Annotated in this window: 15 protein-coding genes; 4 read left to right on the top strand and 11 right to left on the bottom strand. The window is 57.2% G+C overall.

Annotated features, from left to right (window positions below):
- Positions 1-69 precede the first annotated feature (69 nt).
- The 9 genes from TPCCA_RS04720 to TPCCA_RS04760 all read right to left on the bottom strand — a co-directional run bounded on the left by TPCCA_RS04720 (position 70) and on the right by TPCCA_RS04760 (position 11,696).
- Positions 70-1,299 (bottom strand): ABC transporter permease, encoded by a 1,230-nt coding sequence (locus TPCCA_RS04720; RefSeq protein ID WP_013945524.1) that lies wholly within the window; start codon positions 1,297-1,299, stop codon positions 70-72.
- Complete coding sequence (locus TPCCA_RS04725) at positions 1,289-1,996, bottom strand: ABC transporter ATP-binding protein (RefSeq protein WP_010882408.1); 708 nt, start codon at positions 1,994-1,996, stop codon at positions 1,289-1,291. Before TPCCA_RS04725 ends, TPCCA_RS04720 begins: the two co-directional genes overlap by 11 nt.
- Positions 1,996-2,958 carry an efflux RND transporter periplasmic adaptor subunit gene (locus TPCCA_RS04730; RefSeq protein WP_013945525.1) on the bottom strand — a complete coding sequence of 321 codons (963 nt, stop codon included), beginning with the start codon at positions 2,956-2,958 and terminating at the stop codon, positions 1,996-1,998. Before TPCCA_RS04730 ends, TPCCA_RS04725 begins: the two co-directional genes overlap by 1 nt.
- A gap of 24 nt (positions 2,959-2,982) precedes the next feature.
- A complete protein-coding gene (locus TPCCA_RS04735; RefSeq protein WP_013945526.1) occupies positions 2,983-4,620 on the bottom strand; it encodes a hypothetical protein in 1,638 nt (545 codons plus the stop codon).
- Positions 4,621-4,668: 48 nt separating this feature from the next.
- Entirely contained in the window at positions 4,669-6,207 is a 1,539-nt protein-coding gene (locus tag TPCCA_RS04740) for a hypothetical protein (protein ID WP_013945527.1), read from the bottom strand.
- Entirely contained in the window at positions 6,204-7,826 is a 1,623-nt protein-coding gene (locus tag TPCCA_RS04745; RefSeq protein ID WP_013945528.1) for a hypothetical protein, read from the bottom strand. The genes TPCCA_RS04740 and TPCCA_RS04745 overlap by 4 nt, the downstream gene beginning before the upstream one ends.
- A complete protein-coding gene (locus TPCCA_RS04750; RefSeq protein WP_193386049.1) occupies positions 7,823-9,445 on the bottom strand; it encodes a hypothetical protein in 1,623 nt (540 codons plus the stop codon). Before TPCCA_RS04750 ends, TPCCA_RS04745 begins: the two co-directional genes overlap by 4 nt.
- 133 nt (positions 9,446-9,578) lie before the next feature.
- Positions 9,579-10,193 (bottom strand): iron transporter, encoded by a 615-nt coding sequence (locus TPCCA_RS04755; RefSeq protein WP_010882415.1) that lies wholly within the window; start codon positions 10,191-10,193, stop codon positions 9,579-9,581.
- Between the two features lie 156 nt (positions 10,194-10,349).
- Positions 10,350-11,696 (bottom strand): FTR1 family iron permease, encoded by a 1,347-nt coding sequence (locus tag TPCCA_RS04760; protein WP_013945531.1) that lies wholly within the window; start codon positions 11,694-11,696, stop codon positions 10,350-10,352.
- An 87-nt stretch (positions 11,697-11,783) separates the two neighbouring features.
- Between TPCCA_RS04760 and pheS the strand changes: the two genes are divergently transcribed.
- A complete protein-coding gene (gene pheS, locus TPCCA_RS04765; RefSeq protein WP_013945532.1) occupies positions 11,784-13,445 on the top strand; it encodes a phenylalanine--tRNA ligase subunit alpha in 1,662 nt (553 codons plus the stop codon).
- Between the two features lie 51 nt (positions 13,446-13,496).
- Here the strand turns inward: pheS and TPCCA_RS04770 are convergent, their stop codons facing one another.
- A complete protein-coding gene (locus TPCCA_RS04770; RefSeq protein WP_010882418.1) occupies positions 13,497-13,778 on the bottom strand; it encodes a flagellar biosynthesis anti-sigma factor FlgM in 282 nt (93 codons plus the stop codon).
- A 51-nt stretch (positions 13,779-13,829) separates the two neighbouring features.
- Positions 13,830-14,654 (bottom strand): 16S rRNA (cytidine(1402)-2'-O)-methyltransferase, encoded by an 825-nt coding sequence (gene rsmI, locus TPCCA_RS04775; RefSeq protein WP_010882419.1) that lies wholly within the window; start codon positions 14,652-14,654, stop codon positions 13,830-13,832.
- A gap of 71 nt (positions 14,655-14,725) precedes the next feature.
- Here rsmI and TPCCA_RS04780 point away from each other — a divergent pair, with 71 nt between their 5' ends.
- Genes TPCCA_RS04780 through lspA form a run of 3 tightly spaced genes read left to right on the top strand, consistent with a single transcriptional unit; the run spans position 14,726 to position 17,521 of the window.
- The gene (locus TPCCA_RS04780; RefSeq protein WP_013945534.1) at positions 14,726-16,084 is read left to right on the top strand and encodes a hypothetical protein; all 1,359 of its coding nucleotides are present in this window, start codon (positions 14,726-14,728) and stop codon (positions 16,082-16,084) included.
- The gene (locus TPCCA_RS04785; protein WP_013945535.1) at positions 16,071-16,931 is read left to right on the top strand and encodes a Nif3-like dinuclear metal center hexameric protein; all 861 of its coding nucleotides are present in this window, start codon (positions 16,071-16,073) and stop codon (positions 16,929-16,931) included. Before TPCCA_RS04780 ends, TPCCA_RS04785 begins: the two co-directional genes overlap by 14 nt.
- A complete protein-coding gene (gene lspA / locus TPCCA_RS04790; RefSeq protein WP_013945536.1) occupies positions 16,928-17,521 on the top strand; it encodes a signal peptidase II in 594 nt (197 codons plus the stop codon). The genes TPCCA_RS04785 and lspA overlap by 4 nt, the downstream gene beginning before the upstream one ends.
- The last annotated feature ends 115 nt before the right edge of the window (positions 17,522-17,636 follow it).

Here is a 17,636-nt window from a genome sequence, read left to right on the forward strand (position 1 = left end):
CCCCTCCTACAGAAACCTGACTTCACGCACATGGCAACGCCACAGGACAGGCACGCGCACACACATCGCCTAGCGGTCTTCCAAAGACTGAATTGGGTCAAGACCCGCGGCTTGGAATGCTGGATACGACCCAAAACACACCCCAATAACTACTGACCCCGCAAAGGCAATAAACATGCCGACTACGCTAGGAGAAAACGTCATTTGAAAATCAAACGCATTCAATCCGGCGATAACAATCACGCTCAGTAAAAGGCCAAGCACAACGCCGCACAAACCACCTACGAACGTTAACGTGGCCGATTCTACCAAAAACTGATGAAGCACGTGCATGCGCGAAGCACCCAGTGCCTTTCGCAACCCAATCTCCTGGCGTCGTTCGGCGACCGTCACCAGCATGATGTTCATAATACCGATGCCACCGACAATCAGTGAAATAGCTGCGATGCCCGTCAAGACCATATTCATTGCCCGGAGAAAACTCCGCATCTGTTCAACGATAAGATGGAGGGAAGAAACTTCAAAGGCCTTCTCGTTACCGGTCAGATTGGTTAGCACTGACTTAACTTTGTCCTCAACATGCGCGATCGATCCAGAATCGTATACTTTCAAATCCATTGCATCGGCAATACGCCGAGAGAACTCTCTTGTCAGCACACTCCGTGGAATAAGCACCTGCGCTGCGGAGGAGAAACTAAAACCATCCTTTTCTTTGAGCACTGCAGCAACGCGCACGACCATCGGCAAGACCTTGTTTCGGCCAATAGGCACGTAGAGCGTTATGGTCTTTCCCACCGCATTCCCCTCAGGGAAAAGCCCCTCCGCCGTTTGTTTACCAAGAATAACGCTGTGCGTGCCCACAGCGTAGCCAATAACGCTTACGTCAGAGCCATAGGAAACCGTAAGACCTGAGGCGGCAAGCCAACCGTGTTCCACCCCCAACACACTGACGGCTCCCGCGTGCAAGCTCCGCCGACTCGCAGAAGCCTGCAAATAATTCAGATAAAAAAACCCCTGCACTCCTGCCACGCGCTCTTTAAGATGGTGGCGGACGTGCTCGGTGAGCACAAGCTGCCCGCGCGTCACCCCATCGTCGTGCGCGGCTACGGGCGCAACAGATATTATGTTGTTATTGTCTTCCTCGAACAACTTTTCCACGCTCGCTCCCAGCGAGCTCCCCAATGTTGCCACAACCACCACAGAAGTGATACCGACTACAATACCGAGGAGCGAAAGAACAGTACGTCCCCTGCGCGCATTAAAGGTGTGGAGTGCAGACAAAAAATCCTCACCCACCATCGGCTCCCCCGTGACCCCGCACGTGATCTCCTACTATCTTGCCATCTTTAAGCGTGAGAGAGCGAGAAGCCAGAGCTCCTACCCCCTGATCATGCGTGACAATGATAACCGCGGTACCCTTTTTATTAATTTCGATAAACAAGTCGAGCACAGAGCGACCTGTTTCTGAATCAAGGGCACCGGTGGGTTCGTCTGCAACGATAATTTTCGGCCGCGTGACCAGCGCGCGCGCGATCGCAACGCGCTGCTTTTGCCCTCCTGATAGCTCGCTGGGCCGATGAGCGAGACGATCGCTCAGGCCAACCTTGGCGAGCTCGTCTTCAGCGCGACGCCTACGCGCAAAATACTCAACTCCCTGGTAGCGAAGCGGGAGCATCACATTCTCTAAGACGGTGAGCGTTGGGAGCAAAAAATACTGCTGAAAGACAAAACCCACCGTCCTATTGCGCAGGTGTGCAAGCGCACGTTCGCTCATGCAGGCAGTGTTCTCCCCTGCAATGAACACGCTGCCTGATGAGGGACGATCGAGGCACCCTATCATGTGCATGCAGGTACTTTTGCCAGAACCCGAAGGACCAAGGATAGAAACAAACTCCGCCGGGGCAATTTCAAAGGAAACGCCGCGTAACGCATGGACAACCGCATCCCCCATGGGGAACACCTTACTTACGTTACAGACGCGAACAACGGGAGTCACTATTTCCTCGCTGCACTTTGGTCTTTGACGCGGTCCCCAGCCCCCAGCCCAGAAATTATTTTGACAAAGCCAGGAACATACGGCTCCACCGTAACCGGCACAGACTTTATCTTACCGCTGGGGAGCACTCGGTCCACGAACGGAGCACCCTTCTCGTACCGGAGGCCGTCTTGCTTCAGGACTAAAATTTCCTCCTGCTCCCCGGCAACAATTGCCCCGCTGAAGGAATAACCCGGCAGTATTTCTGGCAATTCATCGATTCTGATGGAGGCGTCAACCACGGTGCGCCCGACACTAGTAACGCGCGCGATGGACGGATAGGAAGTGACACTCCCCACCGCTTTCACGCTTGGTTCTGCGGGAAAAGAAATTTCAACGCGCTGCCCTACCTTGAGGCGCGAAGCGTCCACCTCAGGAATCTCGACATTTGCCTTGAAGTAAGAGCGATCGATGAGAGTGCCAAAGTAATCTTGAGGTTTCGCGTACTGTCCGGGAGAGAGCTTAAAAGCGGCAACAACGCCATCAAACTGGGCAGTGACGTAGCGTTCCCTCAGTCTTTTTTGGAGCATATTTCTCTTTAGCTTCATGATCTCCATTTTTTTAGAAACACCATTAATTTCTTCTTGTTCGATTGCAAACTCATGCTCGGCAAGGTCAAGCTGCTGGTGAGAGTTTTCAAGCGAAAAGAGGATTTGCCCCTTCTTTACCGTATCTCCCTCTTGCACCCGTACGGTGCGCACGATTCCCTCACCAGGGGACTCAAGCTTTTGGTGCTGAGCCGCTTCGATGTACCCCGAAATCTCAATTCTATTGAGCACCACCTCCTTACTCACACTGAGGGTAGGCGGCGGAACCCGACGCGGCGCCCACACCAAGCGGGGAAGAACAAATAAGAAGGCGAGAATTCCGACCACCATGGCGATGGTCGATTTTCTGTGTAGGAGTTTCTGTGCTGTGGTCATACAACTTCCTTCTTGGGGTATTCGTTAGAGTACTGGTCTGAACGAAGACGCAGTTTCAAGGTTAAACTTTAGTATTTTAATGTTGATCTTGGCCAACGTGATGAGCGCCTGTAGGTACGCGTGTTGGGCCCGGGCGTGCTGATGCGCGCCGATAGCTTCTCTTTCCAGCCACTTCTGGTGCGTTTGCGCACTCCGCCTGAGAATATTCAGTTCGGTGAGTGCCGCCTCTTGTTCCCAGCCGAGCGACTCGGCGGTGTGGCGCAGGCCAAGCACCTTACGCTCAGAAGCTTCGTACGCGTCTTGAAGCTTAAGCGCACTGAGCCGCTCATGAAGCTGCAGTGTCTGCCGTGAAAGCTCCTGATACTTAATGGAAAGCGGGTCCCACGTGAGCCGAAAATTTACCTCCACATGGGACCACTGCTGGTACGGTAAGTTCAATCCAAGCCAAAAGCCACCGCCGGGAAAGTCCATTCTGACATTTGCCAATATTCTCTTCAATGACTTACCCTCAGACCCCATCCCAGACTCCACATTAAACCCGTACGAGATAGCATCCACTGCACGCGCTTCAGCCTGAGTTTCCAAATCTTCCCTGTTCTTAAGAAACTCCCAGTCATTTTCCACTGAAAGCAGTGCGGTAGAAGATACGGGCTCCTGCGGAACTGCCTGCGCAAGCTGGAGCATGAATGTTTCCGGATCATTTCCTTCAAAGGCCCCGCACTTGCGCACAAAATCCTGATACAGGGCGGTGAACGTCTTGCGCGCACGACGGGCAACTCTCTCTGCGCGTGCGTGCTTGAGCGTTGCGGAGCGCAACTTTACCGAATGCGCTTGGTAGCGCTGTATGCGCATCGTGCGCACTAGGCGCGTGCACTCCTGCTCGGTTACCTGTGCTTCAAGCAGCGTGCTGTATGCGCTTAGCAGCTCATCGAGCTCAGCCAGGAACGCTTCCCGCGCAGCGTGCTGCCCCCGCAGGTGCGCCGCAAACGCGTCAAGCATGCTATTGCGCGCACGCCGCACCTGCAGCTGATGCTGCCGCCGCACCTTGGAGTACAGATCCATGCCAAAGAGCGCGGTCACGTCTGCCGAGGCGACACCATTCGTTTTGATCGCAATATCCGCTTTTAAACTCAAATTCTGATAGGTCGGAAAAAAAAGATGCACGTAGGGAGAAAGCGTCGGCGTACCGTTTGCAATACCCACGGCCCCGCTCCCATTCAGGTTGTGGTGTATGTGCCCGGTCCCCATCCTCAGGTCCACGATGGACTTTACCAACGCGATGTCGTAATTGTTCGCGGCAATTTCGTAGGCCATTTGCGGCGCCTGGTGTTCGTCACCGTGCTGCACACGCCACTGCAGCAGCCGTTCCCACAGCCGCGGACCGACTGTGCCGGGCGCTGCGCGTGCAGCCACTGCCCCTCCAGGGACCGGCAGAGCCGTGGGGACAAGAGGAGACGGCTGCTCCCCTTCCGCACGGGGCTCTGGCGCAGGAGGCACCGCTTCTGAAGCCGTGTGTGCGGGAGGAGCCGGCGTCCCCGGCGCAGGCACCGCCTGTTCCTGTGCACCGACTGCTGGCACCAAGGCGGCAAGCGCCCCCCACAGAGCGCACACCACGCACGACGGCCCCCACGGGCGCGCGCAAAGCATCCTGCGTGCGATCACCTTACCCCCCCCGTTGGATTGCAGCATAAGATGCCAGACTCCCCATGTTCATGTTTGGGTTCCAGAAGAAAGAAAATCTACGCGCGCGTCAATGTTGAAAATGAGTGCGTCTACATTCGCCTTCGCCAAATTGATAACCGCCCGTACGTAGTCCAAATGTACTGCCGCGTAGTCACGCGCGCCGATAACTCCCCGATCAAGTCCCTTCTTGTGCGCGCGGGCGCTTTCTGCGTACGTGTCCCGCTCTGCGCGTGCAGTTTCACGCTCCCAGAGGATATCCTCTGCACGCTGTGGAAGGTCTGCGATTACTTTCTCCTGCTGCTTCTTTTTCTGTGCATACTCCCGTGCCCCTAACGCATCGTGCAGGCGCTGATTTTTTCCTCGCAAATGCGCGTACCGGATTTCAAACGGATGCCAGTCCAGAGACCCGCCAATGCTTTTGGGCTTACCGGTGTAATCTATGGCCAGGGCGCTGGCTATTTTGACGCTTGGAAACGCAACGGAAAGCTCCCCGGTTCCTTCAGTTAGGGTAAAGCGGGTGTCCAGACGAAGCGCCACGGGAAAGTTCTGTACCGCCCGTTCCTCGCGCTCGTTATCTGCTGCCTCACGCGCGTTGCGCAGAGGGCGGGACGTATCTGCCTCGCAGTGCTCGGTGGACACCAGCGGCATTTCAGGAACGCTTTCAGCCAGCGCGAGCAGAAAGCGTTCCCGATCCGCACGTTTTTCTAAAAATTCCTGACCAGCAGAGATGATAAAATCCCGGTACTCTCCGTCAAACGCGTCTTGCGCCACCTTGAGCGCGTTCTGTGCCCGCTCCCGCTCGAGCGCTGCTGCGCGGTACACAATGGAGCGGTCCGTGTATCCAGCCACCTGCACTGACCGCTCTGCGTTCTGCTTTTGCGCAAACGACTCCTGCGCGTGCAACAGCTGCACGTAGGAATCCAACATTCGGCGCATGTCCTCGAGCACCTGCTTCTCACTTACGTGCGGCTCACAGGCGAGCGCTTCTTGCGCATCACGCAGCGCCTCGTACTTGGTGTTCACCGCAAGCACATGGCTGCGACGCACCGACGAGTACAAATCAATGCCTGCCCCCGCGTCGAGCGTCTTTTGCCAGCCGTTTCCTCCTGCCCCCCCTCCTCCATTCGGCTGCGTTACCGTCATACCAAAATGGGTGGTCAGGTTATAAAAGGAAGGGAATGCCACCGACGCCTTGGGCGTAATGCGAAACTTTACCCCATCGGCGTTCCACGCAATGTCCCCGGCTGCGATAGAAAGGCGCACCAAGGAATCAAGCCGCTGCTTATCGTACTGGCTCTGTGTTATCGTCTGCCGTCGGACAGCCTGCGCCGCCGCCGTACTGCGCTGCAGCCGATAGCGCACCACGCGCTGGTAGAGGTCGGTTCCCGCCTCTTGCGCGGCCGCCCGGGCGCTCACCGCCGGCGGTGCGCCGGGCGTTAACTCGCTGGCGATGAGCGCAGCGCCGCCCATCCCACCCAACACTGCATGACGCCACAGCACGCCTCCGGCGAACACACGCACGGTCGCCCGGCGCTTGCCATACGAACCACCCCGCGGACCGCTCACGGCACCACCTGTGGCACCAGGCCAAATGCGCGTACCACTCCCAGATTAAAACGCAACATATGCAACTTCGCGCACGCCGCACGCAGCTGTGCCACGGCATACTCACACCGCGCACGCGCGAGGCGATTTCCTTCCACTACCCCGCGCGCCGCGGCGCGCTCCACCTCGGCAAGATCTAAACGCAGCGCCTCGCGCGTGCGCAAGGCGGTTTCTTGTGCTGCAAAAAGCTGTTTGCCCTGCACCTCCAACCCCTCCATCTTCCGCGTTTCACGCGCCAGGGAATCTTCAAAATACTGCTCCTGTTCTTGCTCTTGCGCCCGCTCCTCCCGTCTTTCGAACACCTTATAGGCAATTTCAAGCGGATTCCACTGCGACTTTCCGTACACTCCCACCTTGTCACGGGAATGCTTACCCCTCTCCGCGTAGGGCACCTTTACCTCTACCTGCGCGTTCACGCTGGGCATATGCAGCGCCACCGTCCCGGAACCTTCAAGCGACTCGGTTCCGTCTCCCTTAAACAGAATGAAAGTCTTCCGCGTATCCATGTTCACGACAGCGCCCACCCGCACGGCGTACAAATCACGCTCCGATTGCTGCGCGGCGCGTTCAAGCAGTGCCATCTCCTGCGCCGCTGCAAGGCTGTGCGCATCTGTAGCATGCAAGGAAACGAGCGAGAGCGGCACCTCGCGCGGCACCGCCTCTGCAAGCTGCAGCAAAAAGTCTCTCCGTGCTTCATCCCCTCCGCCCACTGCACAGACGGCAGCGAAGGGATCACACACCTGCGCAAACAGGCGCTCTTCTTGTTCAAACTCACGCTGTGTGCGGTCGTACGCTAAACGGACGCGCCGGGCCTTTTCAGAGTGCTCAGAAAAACCTGCCGCACGCGTGCGCAGGTGCACCGAACGCGCATCCCCCATATGAAACTCTCGCCGCACGAGCGACTGCGCGCGGGTAAAAAGCACTTCCAGCTCATCGATGAGCGCCAGCTCCACCGACGCGCGATTCAATTCGTTCACCTTCTGCGCCGCCTTTTCTTCGTGCTCTGCACGACGCATACGAATGAGCTCGCGCCCCCGCACGTTAGAATACAAATCCACCCCTATATCCGCGTTTATCCGGGATATATTCCCTATGCTAGTTACCCTTGCGGTGTCGATGGACACGCCCAGGTTATTGTAGCGCGGACTTTTCACGCCGATAATGGACTCTATTCCAAAGCGAGGGAGCCCAAAATTCTCCCCCGAGTGTCCTCTGATTTCAAGCTCACTGCCCAACACGTACGTACCCGCTGAGCGCAAGCGCGCCTTCTCATACCCACAGTGCGTCACATCAAACTCTATTTGCGCGCGGGCACCCGGCCGCAACGCTTCCAGGCGGTGGCGCAATAGCTGCTGGTACGGATTAGCCGCCGCACCGCGCGCGAACACACAGCACGCAGCAATTGCCGCCCTGCGCATACGCCGCGCCGCGCACATTCCCCTTTCCTCAAAAACAGGGAACGCCCCAAACTCAGAACACCCCTGAGCACCCTCAGCGCATGTAGGAGCTACGAACCTACACGAATGCTGCGACACGTGGACGAACGAAGACCACCTCGGGCCACGATAACTTACGCTCACGAAGACTCCTCTTTCTTTTCTTCAGCATCCTTTTTCTCAGAGACCACTATTTCCTCTTGGGTCAACTGAGCAGCGGCAGCGTCCGCACCCACCCCGTAGGCACACGCAAGATCGGTGTTAAAAATAATCGCCCGCGCCTTTGCCTCTGCCACAGAAGCAAGCGCCAGAAGATACTCCGAACGCGCTGCCTCGTACTCCAGCCTCCCGATGATACCACGTTCCAAGCGTTCTTTCTGCAACCGTGCCTTCTTGCGCGCGTTATCCAGCGTCTGCAAATCCACCCCGCGCAGCACCAGCACTGAGTCCCCCTGCGCGTCTATAGCACCGAACAACTTATTCGACCGATCACCCTTTGCCTGAAGCTCAACTTCGTCAAAGACACGCTCTGCGCGCTCTGCCGTGTAGTCCAGCGAGCGATAGCGTGTACGTATCGGGCTCCACTCAAAATTCGCCAGGATCCCCACCGCCCCTTTACTATTCTGCACGGTAAAACTGGAATCCCCGCCGGGAAACGCCATGTTGAACGTGCCCCCATACGTGCTTGTCGAAGCGCCAGCAGCAGGAGCTGCCGCCACGCCGCTAACTAATTGTTTGTTTTCTTCCCCATCGGTAAAGTACACGCGCGCGCTTGTGCGAAAGGGGGAGTAATCTGTGCCTCGCTGGGCAATGGCGCGCTCGCAGCGGTCCTGCGCATCACAATACTCGCGCCCCCGCTCCCCTGCGCACTGAGTCACCGCCATCGCCGGCTCAAGCGGCACTGCAACCGCCAAATCGTGTAAAAAACCGTCGCGCTCATCGTCCTCGTAGGCCACCCCGTTGCGCGCTGCAAACCGCGTGTACTCAAGGTCAAAGCGCTGCCTGGCCTGTGCCCGGGCGCGTGCCGCCCGCACCTGTGCAAGCTGCGCGCTCTGAAAATACGCCGAATCCTCTTGATATCCCTGTCTCTTTACTGACTCAAAACGCAACCGCGCGCGCACCAACTCCAAACTTGCGCGCACCTGGTCCGCGTAACCACCGTACAGACGCTGTACTTCCTGCAAAAACTCCCGTTCCACCAGCCTACGCACATCACGCAGCGCCGAACCGCTCTTCTCTTTCTGGTATGTCTTCTCCTTGAGGGAGTTCAGGTATGTTGGACGAACGGAGGAGTAAAAATCGGTAGTGTAATCCACCGACACGGTGGAGGTGCTTGTGACACCGTCAAGCTTGCGGGGGGCAACAAGATTCAGCCGAGAATTTCCTATAAAGGGGGACGCAATACTCAAATGCGGCGCCATCTCCACCTTGTAGCCGTTGGCACCACTGCCATTCTTCTTGTTGAAGAGCACGCCTCCCGTGCCAATTTGCACACTTCCCGCTGTCTTTGTCCGAACTTCATTGTGCTCAGCTTCGTCGACCTGTGCCTGCGCAAACACCCGCGAAAACTCCCGACCATTTGCAATGCGATGCTCGAGGAGTTGCTGATAGGTGTCCCCCTCCCGCATGTGCACCACACCCCCGCACCCGAACCCCAGCGCCACCGCGTACACCAAGACTTTCATACTCGCACTCCCAACACCCCCCGTTCCGTACACCGCACGGCCCCATGGAGACAGAAGAACGCGCAGGAGAACTTTCAAAAAATAACTGCGTGTCAAAACCCACACCTTCAAAGCGGACCTGGCGAGCAGCGCCACGCACTGCGCTACCCGCCTGTCTTACCGAACAAAGAACGCCCTTATGTGCGCGCACCCTCGGACCTTCTGAACGTCCCTACCACTGAGGCCCCTTCCATTCAAAATCATCCCACTCTGCAACTAATGGCTCGCTCCAGAACCTTCCGGAAACCCCAGTTTGCTCATCAATATGTAGCGAGTACTCATCATGCGAGGGTGCAGCGATCTCGAAACGTACCTTGTACGTACCAAGCCCCTCTTCAAATTTCACGTTCGCCCCATAATGCGGACCGTCCCCTGCGTTCATGGGCGCAAACATCACCTTTTGCACCTTCTCAGAGCCATGCTTCTGGAGGAAAGCAACAACTCGGAGATACGGCACAAAATCCCCGACTCCATACCCTAAATCTTTACCCGCCTCATTTGCGTGGATATCCGCTTCTATGTGACAGTCCGCCTCTTCCTTCGACGGCTGTGCTCCTGGAGCCGGATGCATCTCAACCGGCTGAAAATACACCCCTCCCACATGCAAGGGCCCCACATCCCGATCCTCGCCTATAGGAAACTCATCAAAACCGGCCGCCCCCTCTGCATCTGGAGCAGGAACGGCGGCCATCATCTCCTCACCGTGCTGATGCTCTCCACCGCCCCCGCACGCGGAAAAAACCAACGCAAAAATGGCTGCGCTCCCGAGCAAACTCACCCTCTTCATTCTTCACTCCCCTGGGGCGTCACGCGCCCCTCCTTTTCAAAACGCCTTCTCCCGTCCAGCGCTTCTTTTCCTCACCATTCATAGAAAAACAAATGGAAATCTCCACGGCGCAGCACACACCCAGCCCCAGTAGGACGCGACACAGCCGTCCCAAGCCTACGTGCTGGATGCGCCACGGCAGAGACCACCACACCACCATACCGCCGAAAGCACCACCAACGCCACCACAAACGCTTGAGGGGCCAGACCCTCATAGGTCGGGTAGATGCCCAGAAAATCAAAACTCCACCCATGCATCCACGGTGCCGTACTTCGACTGACCACACCTGCCTCCTGCAGCTCGCTGACACCCTTACCCACGAAAGAGAAACATAGCAAGTACATCACCGCGCCCGTGGCAACAAAAAAAGGCCTCAACGGAAGTCGCACTGACAGAAAACGGATCGCCACGAACACACCCACCAGAACCAAGGCAGAAACAGTAACCGCTGCCCACACAGCCAGCCGCCCATATGGCCCCGCAACTGGGATGCCTCGAAAGAAAAGAATAAGCTCCGCCCCTTCCCGCGCCACTGCGAGGAAGGCAGTGGCCACGAGCGCCCACTGATTACCCCGAGACACCGACCGCTCAACTTTCTGACGGATATAGCGATCCCAAGCACATGCCCTCGCCTTGGACAACATCCAGTTGCTCACGTAAAAGAGCATCGCCGCTGCGAAGAACATACCAACACCCTCAATAATCTCCTGCGCCGCACCACCTTCCGAACCCAACACCCGGACTATCATCACCGCAAGCACGACACTGAACAGAACACCCGCGCCCGCTCCCGCATACACCGCAGCGCAGCACCGCTCCTTACCAGTCTTCACCAGATACGCAACAATCGCTGCGATAACCAAAATTGCCTCAATTCCCTCGCGCAGCACCAACACGCACGAGGCAACAAACGTGGCGATATGCGCCGCAAAGCCCGCCCGACCACGCGCAACCCCATCCAGCGCACGCGCGTCCTCATACAACATGGTAACCAGCTTGTCCCTGCAGGAGGCAACGCCCGCCAAATCACGCGCACCCCGCACCGAACGCCGATACGCGAAAAACGCGTTCTCCACCGCCGCCTTACGCGCACCGGACAGATACCCCATGGTGATCTTCTCCATACCCTTCGCCTCATAGTAGCGAAAATACGCCTTACCTATCTGCTCATAGGCGCGATCACTATCTCCACTCTCAAAAGAGGTGTACGCCGCACGTAGATGCACCTCCATGCGCTGCACAACCTGGCGCCAGGAACTCAAGCGCTCCTGAGCCTGCCCACCCGATCGCGTGCCCTCCGCGGCGGAGACCGACCACGCAACGCACACAAGCACCACACCCACCCACGCAGACGCGCGAACCACCGAGCGAGCAAAAGCTGCAGGCATCCCAGGCGCGACCATGGTGCAACCCATACCATAGATGGGCACACCTCTGTCAATACCCTCCCAGGATCGTTCCATCTATTTCTCCACACTACGGCAGATGTACCCTGATGCAGAACGAAAAATTGAGAAACAGCCTACATCTAAACGGCGCGAAAATACGTTATGATGCCGCGCATGACAGGTAAAGCCGATCTGAACACGCTTGTGCACAAGCTGCATCCCCTTGAGATCAAGGTCCTCAAGAACTGCGCAATGGATGAGATCCTTTCGACTTCGTTGCTCATCTCCCGGCTAGGCTTTAAGGAAGGACACGCAAACCAAGCGTTTTCCTGGCTTCAGTCAAAGCGAATCATCGAAGAGCACCAGCGGGAACAGATGCGGTCCTTTGAACTCACCCCCTGCGGCTATGCTGCCGCTAGCGACGGTACTGCAGAGGAGCGTATGCTCACCTTCCTGTCTTCCCCCCCTTCCCTTACCGCTATTGCAGATGCAGCCGAGCACCTACACCCTCGCCCCCCACTTTGCAACGGGCTCAGCCTCCCTGAGCTTGCCCATGCGCTCACGCTCGCACCAAAGGATGTAGGTTCAGCGTTCGGTATCCTAGCGCAGGAAGGTATCCTCCGTATGGACGGTGAAAAACGCATACACATCGTTTCACCGCACGTAAGTGATCGCATGTCCCTCACGCGCACCTTGCTTCAGCGCGCCGCTGCACGCGTCGCTTCCCCGTCAGAGGTCTCGGACACTCCTCCAGGCACCCTCTTTGAATCTGAGCTCTCCGATGATGAGCGACGTGTAATGGAACGCATAGCAAAAAAGCGGGGCGCAAGCGACAGCCTCTTCAAAGTCAGTGTACGCGAGAGGGTAACGTTCACCTTTACCCCCACCGCCCGTGCCGTGCAGGAGGCGCTGCATACCGCAGGGCTTACCGGAAACGAGATAGGTGCACTCACCGTCGAGTGCCTAAAAAGTGGCGCGTGGAAGACACAACATCTACGCCGCTACAACGTTCACATTCCCCCTGCCCGCATCATCCCCGGCCGATCTAATGCCTACGCAGATTTCCTCGAACACATCAAAGATCGTCTGGTGGCACTTGGCTTTCAGGAATTTGACGGGCCACTGGTGGAAACAGACTTCTGGAACGCGGACGCGCTGTTCATGCCACAGTTCCATCCTGCACGGGACATTCATGATGTGTATTACCTCAAACACCCAACGCACGCACCTACAATCCCAGAGCCGTTCCTCTCCCGCGTTGCGGCGACGCATGAGCGCGGAGCAGATAGCGGGAGCCTCGGCTGGCGCTACTCGTTCGATCGGGATTTTACCCGCCGACTGCTATTACGCAGCCAAGGAACAGCACTTTCAGCGCGCCACCTGCCAACCGCCCACATACCGGGTAAGTATTTTGGGATCGCACGCTGCTTCCGTCACGACCAAGTGGATGCGACGCACCTTGCAGATTTCTACCAAACAGAAGGAATCGTACTGGGTACGGATGTGAACGTCTGTACCCTTCTAGGCATGCTCAAAATCCTCGCAACAGAAATCGCCGGTGCACAGGAGGTACGCTACGTGGGCGGGTACTTTCCGTTCACGGAGCCCTCTATCGAGCTACACGCACTCCACCCCGCACTCGGCTGGTTCGAACTGGGAGGAGCAGGTCTCCTGCGCCCAGAAGTGACCGACCCGCTCGGCGTGCACGTCCCCGTCATGGCCTGGGGACTAGGAGTAGACCGCATGGCGCTCCTGGCGCTCGGTATCTCAGACGTGCGAGAACTGTTCAGCCCAGACATCGAGAGCGTCCGCCTGAGGGTATAAACACAACAGCCCGTACGCCCTCACCCGGACCTAAAAAGCCTGCCTACAGGCTTATAAATTCTGCTCCTCCAGGAAGCGCTCCACCACGTGGGACAGCGCCCGCTCCAGATACGCAGGGTCTGCAAGCTTCTGCTCCGCAGCTGCTATTTTGTATTCACGCACATCAGGCGCAGAACGTACCGCCTCCAGGGCCAAGTACAACTCAGCCTTTTTCTGGGCTTCCGCAGAGACAGTAATCTCATCGCCGGCTGGAGCACGCGCCACATGCTCAGACGCACAAGAGGCGCGAAGGTTCTGAACCGGATCAAGTCCACTTAGCTTATCGATCATCACAAGAGCCCCACCCCCGCCCCATTATCGGAAATTTGTAAGAAAAATAAAGATCTAAAATTTTTCTGCAGAAACCAGCAACACGCATTCCCCCCGCACGCGCGTCCGCGCACAGAAGCTCTCCATGACGCGCAAGGCAGTCCCCACACAGAGCTCCTCATGCACCTTGGTCAATTCCCGACCCAGCACCACCTGCGACTCCGGCGCCACCGCCACCAGATCCTCTAGAAGCTTTTGAACCCGGTAGGGACTCTCGTACAGAACAAAAGCTACACGCTGCGCGCACAATTGCACCAGGCGCGCACGCCTACGACCCGGGTGAGGTGAAAGGAACCCCTCGAATAGCACGGTCTTGTCCCGCACGCCTGCAACACTCAGCAAAGTAGTCAGTGCAGAAGCACCGGGAATCGGTACCACCGTGTGCCCAGCATCCCGCACCGCGCGCACTAAAACCGCTCCCGGATCACTGACCCCCGGCGTACCTGCATCGCTAACATAGGCTACCTGTGCGTGCGGCGATCCACACACTTCCTGTTCCCCCGTTGCTTCTGCAGCGAGCTGCAGCGCAGCTGTCCCTACCGTCTCACCCGGACGTGCACGCGTGCGCCGCGCGCTCTGCCTGCCCCTCCCCTTCTCTGGAGAGAGAAAAGCAGAAATAGGGGTGCTCAAAAAATGGATGAGTCGACGCGCCGCCTGCGCCTCATTGTGTGCACGACAGGAAACAAGACGCTTATGGATCCCAAAATGAGACAGGAGCGCACGCGTCCTACGCGTGTCTTCACAGGCAACTACATCCACCGTTCGCAATACATCTAAGGCACGGAGGGTGATGTCTGCCAAGTTTCCAATCGGCGTTGCTACCACGTACAAGGTACCCACCGCGCAAACCTACCACTCCCTGTTCCCTTGCGCAACAAGGAAACAGGTGGTGCTCACTCCCTCAGAAAAACTTGGTAAAGCGTACAACCGAGTCAACCGAGACGGAGGCCGTGTCAGATTTGCTTGTCAGCGAGCTACTCATCCTCGGTTTAAGTCTGCCGGCGCTTCTTCGCCCCTTCAGCCGACAAAGCAGAAAGATAAGTGCTATCCCCCTGCTGCCAGTGCTTGCACTGAGTGTCGGTGCACTGACAGTCCTCGGACAGGGTCTGACGTTGGACCTTACCTTGAGTCTAGTCTCAAGTTCAGCGGTGTGTCTCACAGAATTGCCGCGCCTTGTCGCCTTCAGCCAGGGAATTCCCAATGACCTGTACAGTGCAGGAGCACGTATTGCGCGGGTCCTGCTCCTCGTTGCAGGTGTTTTCACGCTTGTGATTGTCTGCCTCTGTGCCCCGGAACCCGGTTATCGGCCCAGCCGTAGCATAGTGCGCAGTTCCTTTTCCCTTCGGCTAGGTAACACGAAGGTGAACGCAGGGCTCCTGCTCTCCCTGGCCAATCCCTACGAAACATCTCATCCGGATAACCCGTCTGCGCCACACCCTTCCGAAAACCCGCAGTCGCGCGCGCACCCGAAACAAAACCCAGTCGGCGTGAACGTGGTTGTTCTAAAAAATACCCCGCAGTCTGCGCACCGGGCACACCCTGAAACGCTGGAACTGATGCTTGCCGAACGTGGCTATACCGTATTTGTTCCCTACCAGGATGCGTACTCCCCTTCGTACAGCGCCGCTTCTCTTGCTGCTCCTATGCGCACTTCCCCGGGCGTTGTGTTGCTCTCTAGTGCACTGCGCGGGGTACCATTCGATGTACCGACCCCATACGTTTCCCGTCGGGCGAACGCTATCGACGCTGCCACCTTTGAAGACGCTCATGTACCTGCATTATTTTCCGCACTCTTTGCGCTTTGCAGGCACGCGCCCACATTCGTGTACGCAGAAAGTGCCCATGAGATGATGCTCAGCCGTTTTCTGCAACAACAGCCACATGCATGCGCCGGTGTCTTTTTTGTCCTTCCTGACTCTGCAGCGCGTGGACCACACCATGCTCCTGCCGTGCAGGGCGCACCTCCCCCCGTCGACACAGCGGGCGTTGCGTCTGCTGTCCGTGGCGCCAGCCGGACACTACCAGCTGTGTATCGACAGTATGTTCACGCAGCAGAGGCAGCGTGGGCAGAGCTCGCATCCACCGATATACTGGCCGCTTACCTTGCAGGGCTCCCTCGGGACCGCCACAGAACGCGCCTTCAGGCACGTGCTACGCAGGTAGACCAGTGGATACGCGCCCAGCTGCATCTATCAGAACCCGTCCTTCCGCACGCGCAAGCGCTATCTCATCACACTGTCCATGCGGGAGGAACCTATGACCGCACGTGAGTTAGATGCGTACTTTCGTAGTTTTTTGAACTTTGGACCGTTCGTCTCCTGTGATGTCGCTCTCAACGGCCTGCAGGTAGCAAATAGCGGTGCCCCCGTGCACAAGGTTGCCTTTGCAGTGGATGCGTGTGCACAGTCTATCGACGAAGCCGCCCGCGCCGGTGCACACATGCTCTTTGTCCATCACGGTCTTTTTTGGGGACGCATAGAGCCGCTTACCGGTATGCAATACCGACGCGTACAGGCGCTCCTGACACACGACATAGCGCTGTACGCAGTGCACCTACCACTCGATGCACACCCGCAGTACGGTAACAATGCGGGCCTTGCTGCGCGAGTCGGTCTTAGGCAAGGTGGTCCTTTCGGTTTTATCCGTGGAACTGCCGTAGGACTCTGGGGGACGGTGGCAGAAAACACCACCCCCTCTCAGGAGGCAATGCAGCAGCATGCAGCGTGCACAGCACCCGATACCCACCGCGTGACGCATGCGAATGCAATATCGCCGAGTGCCGGGCTATCTCTCCAACAAGTAGCACATCGCCTCTTCCCCGCAGAAGAGCAACCCGTGCGCCTGTTACCGTTTGGGAAACAGCGTATCGAGCGCGTGGGTATACTGTCGGGCAAAGCAGGCACGTACCTTGCGGAGGCTATCGCGTTAGATCTGGACCTGTTTATTACCGGGGAGATTGAACATTCTTGCTATCACACCGCGCGCGAGCACTCTATCTCGGTAATCGCAGGGGGACACTACCAAACAGAAACCGTAGGGTTGCAGCTGGTGGCGCGCAAGCTGCAACGGGATACAGGCATAGAAACGCTTTTTCTAGACATTCCCACGGGGATGTGATACGCTCGCGCCCGTTAAGGGTGGATACAATGAAACTCACACGGATACAGAAAGAAAAGTGGATCCCGCTTTTTGCCGCTGGATTAGTTGTTGTTCTGGATCAGTGCGCTAAATTGTTGGTGGGTGCTTATGTGCCTACAAACACCTCGGGCGTTCGCGTGCTCGGTGATTTCGTGAGAATTGTTCACGTGTACAATGTTGGCGCCGCTTTCAGCATTGGCCATCAGCTAAATCAGGTTCTGCGTACGCTCGTGCTCGGTATCGTGCCGCTAATCATTATGTTCCTTATTGTTTTCTCCTATTTTCGCACTGACGTCTTCTGTCCTGTTCAGCGCTGGGCCGTGTCAGGGATTATCGGGGGAGGGATAGGGAACTTAATCGATCGCTTCCTGAGGCCAAACGGGGTGCTCGACTTTATCGACGTAAAGTTCTTTGGCATCTTTGGCTTTGAGCGCTGGCCCGCTTTTAACATTGCAGATGCGGTCATCATGACCTGTGGTTTGCTCTTGATCATTTCGTTCATAAAACAAGAAAAAGAGATCAGCTCCCAACCCTCCTGCAATGAGACGGGGGGCGTTTTGCGCACGTAGAGCTGGGCCGTGCGCGCATGTCCGCGTCGGCCGTTCTAGTTCGCGTGCCCCTGTGCCCGCAATGGTTGCTTTGTTCTCCGCAAATACCGCGCGTGTGTGCCGCGCGTTGCGCTTC

The sequence above is a fragment of the Treponema paraluiscuniculi Cuniculi A genome, assembly GCF_000217655.1.
Taxonomy (GTDB): Bacteria; Spirochaetota; Spirochaetia; order Treponematales; family Treponemataceae; genus Treponema; species Treponema pallidum.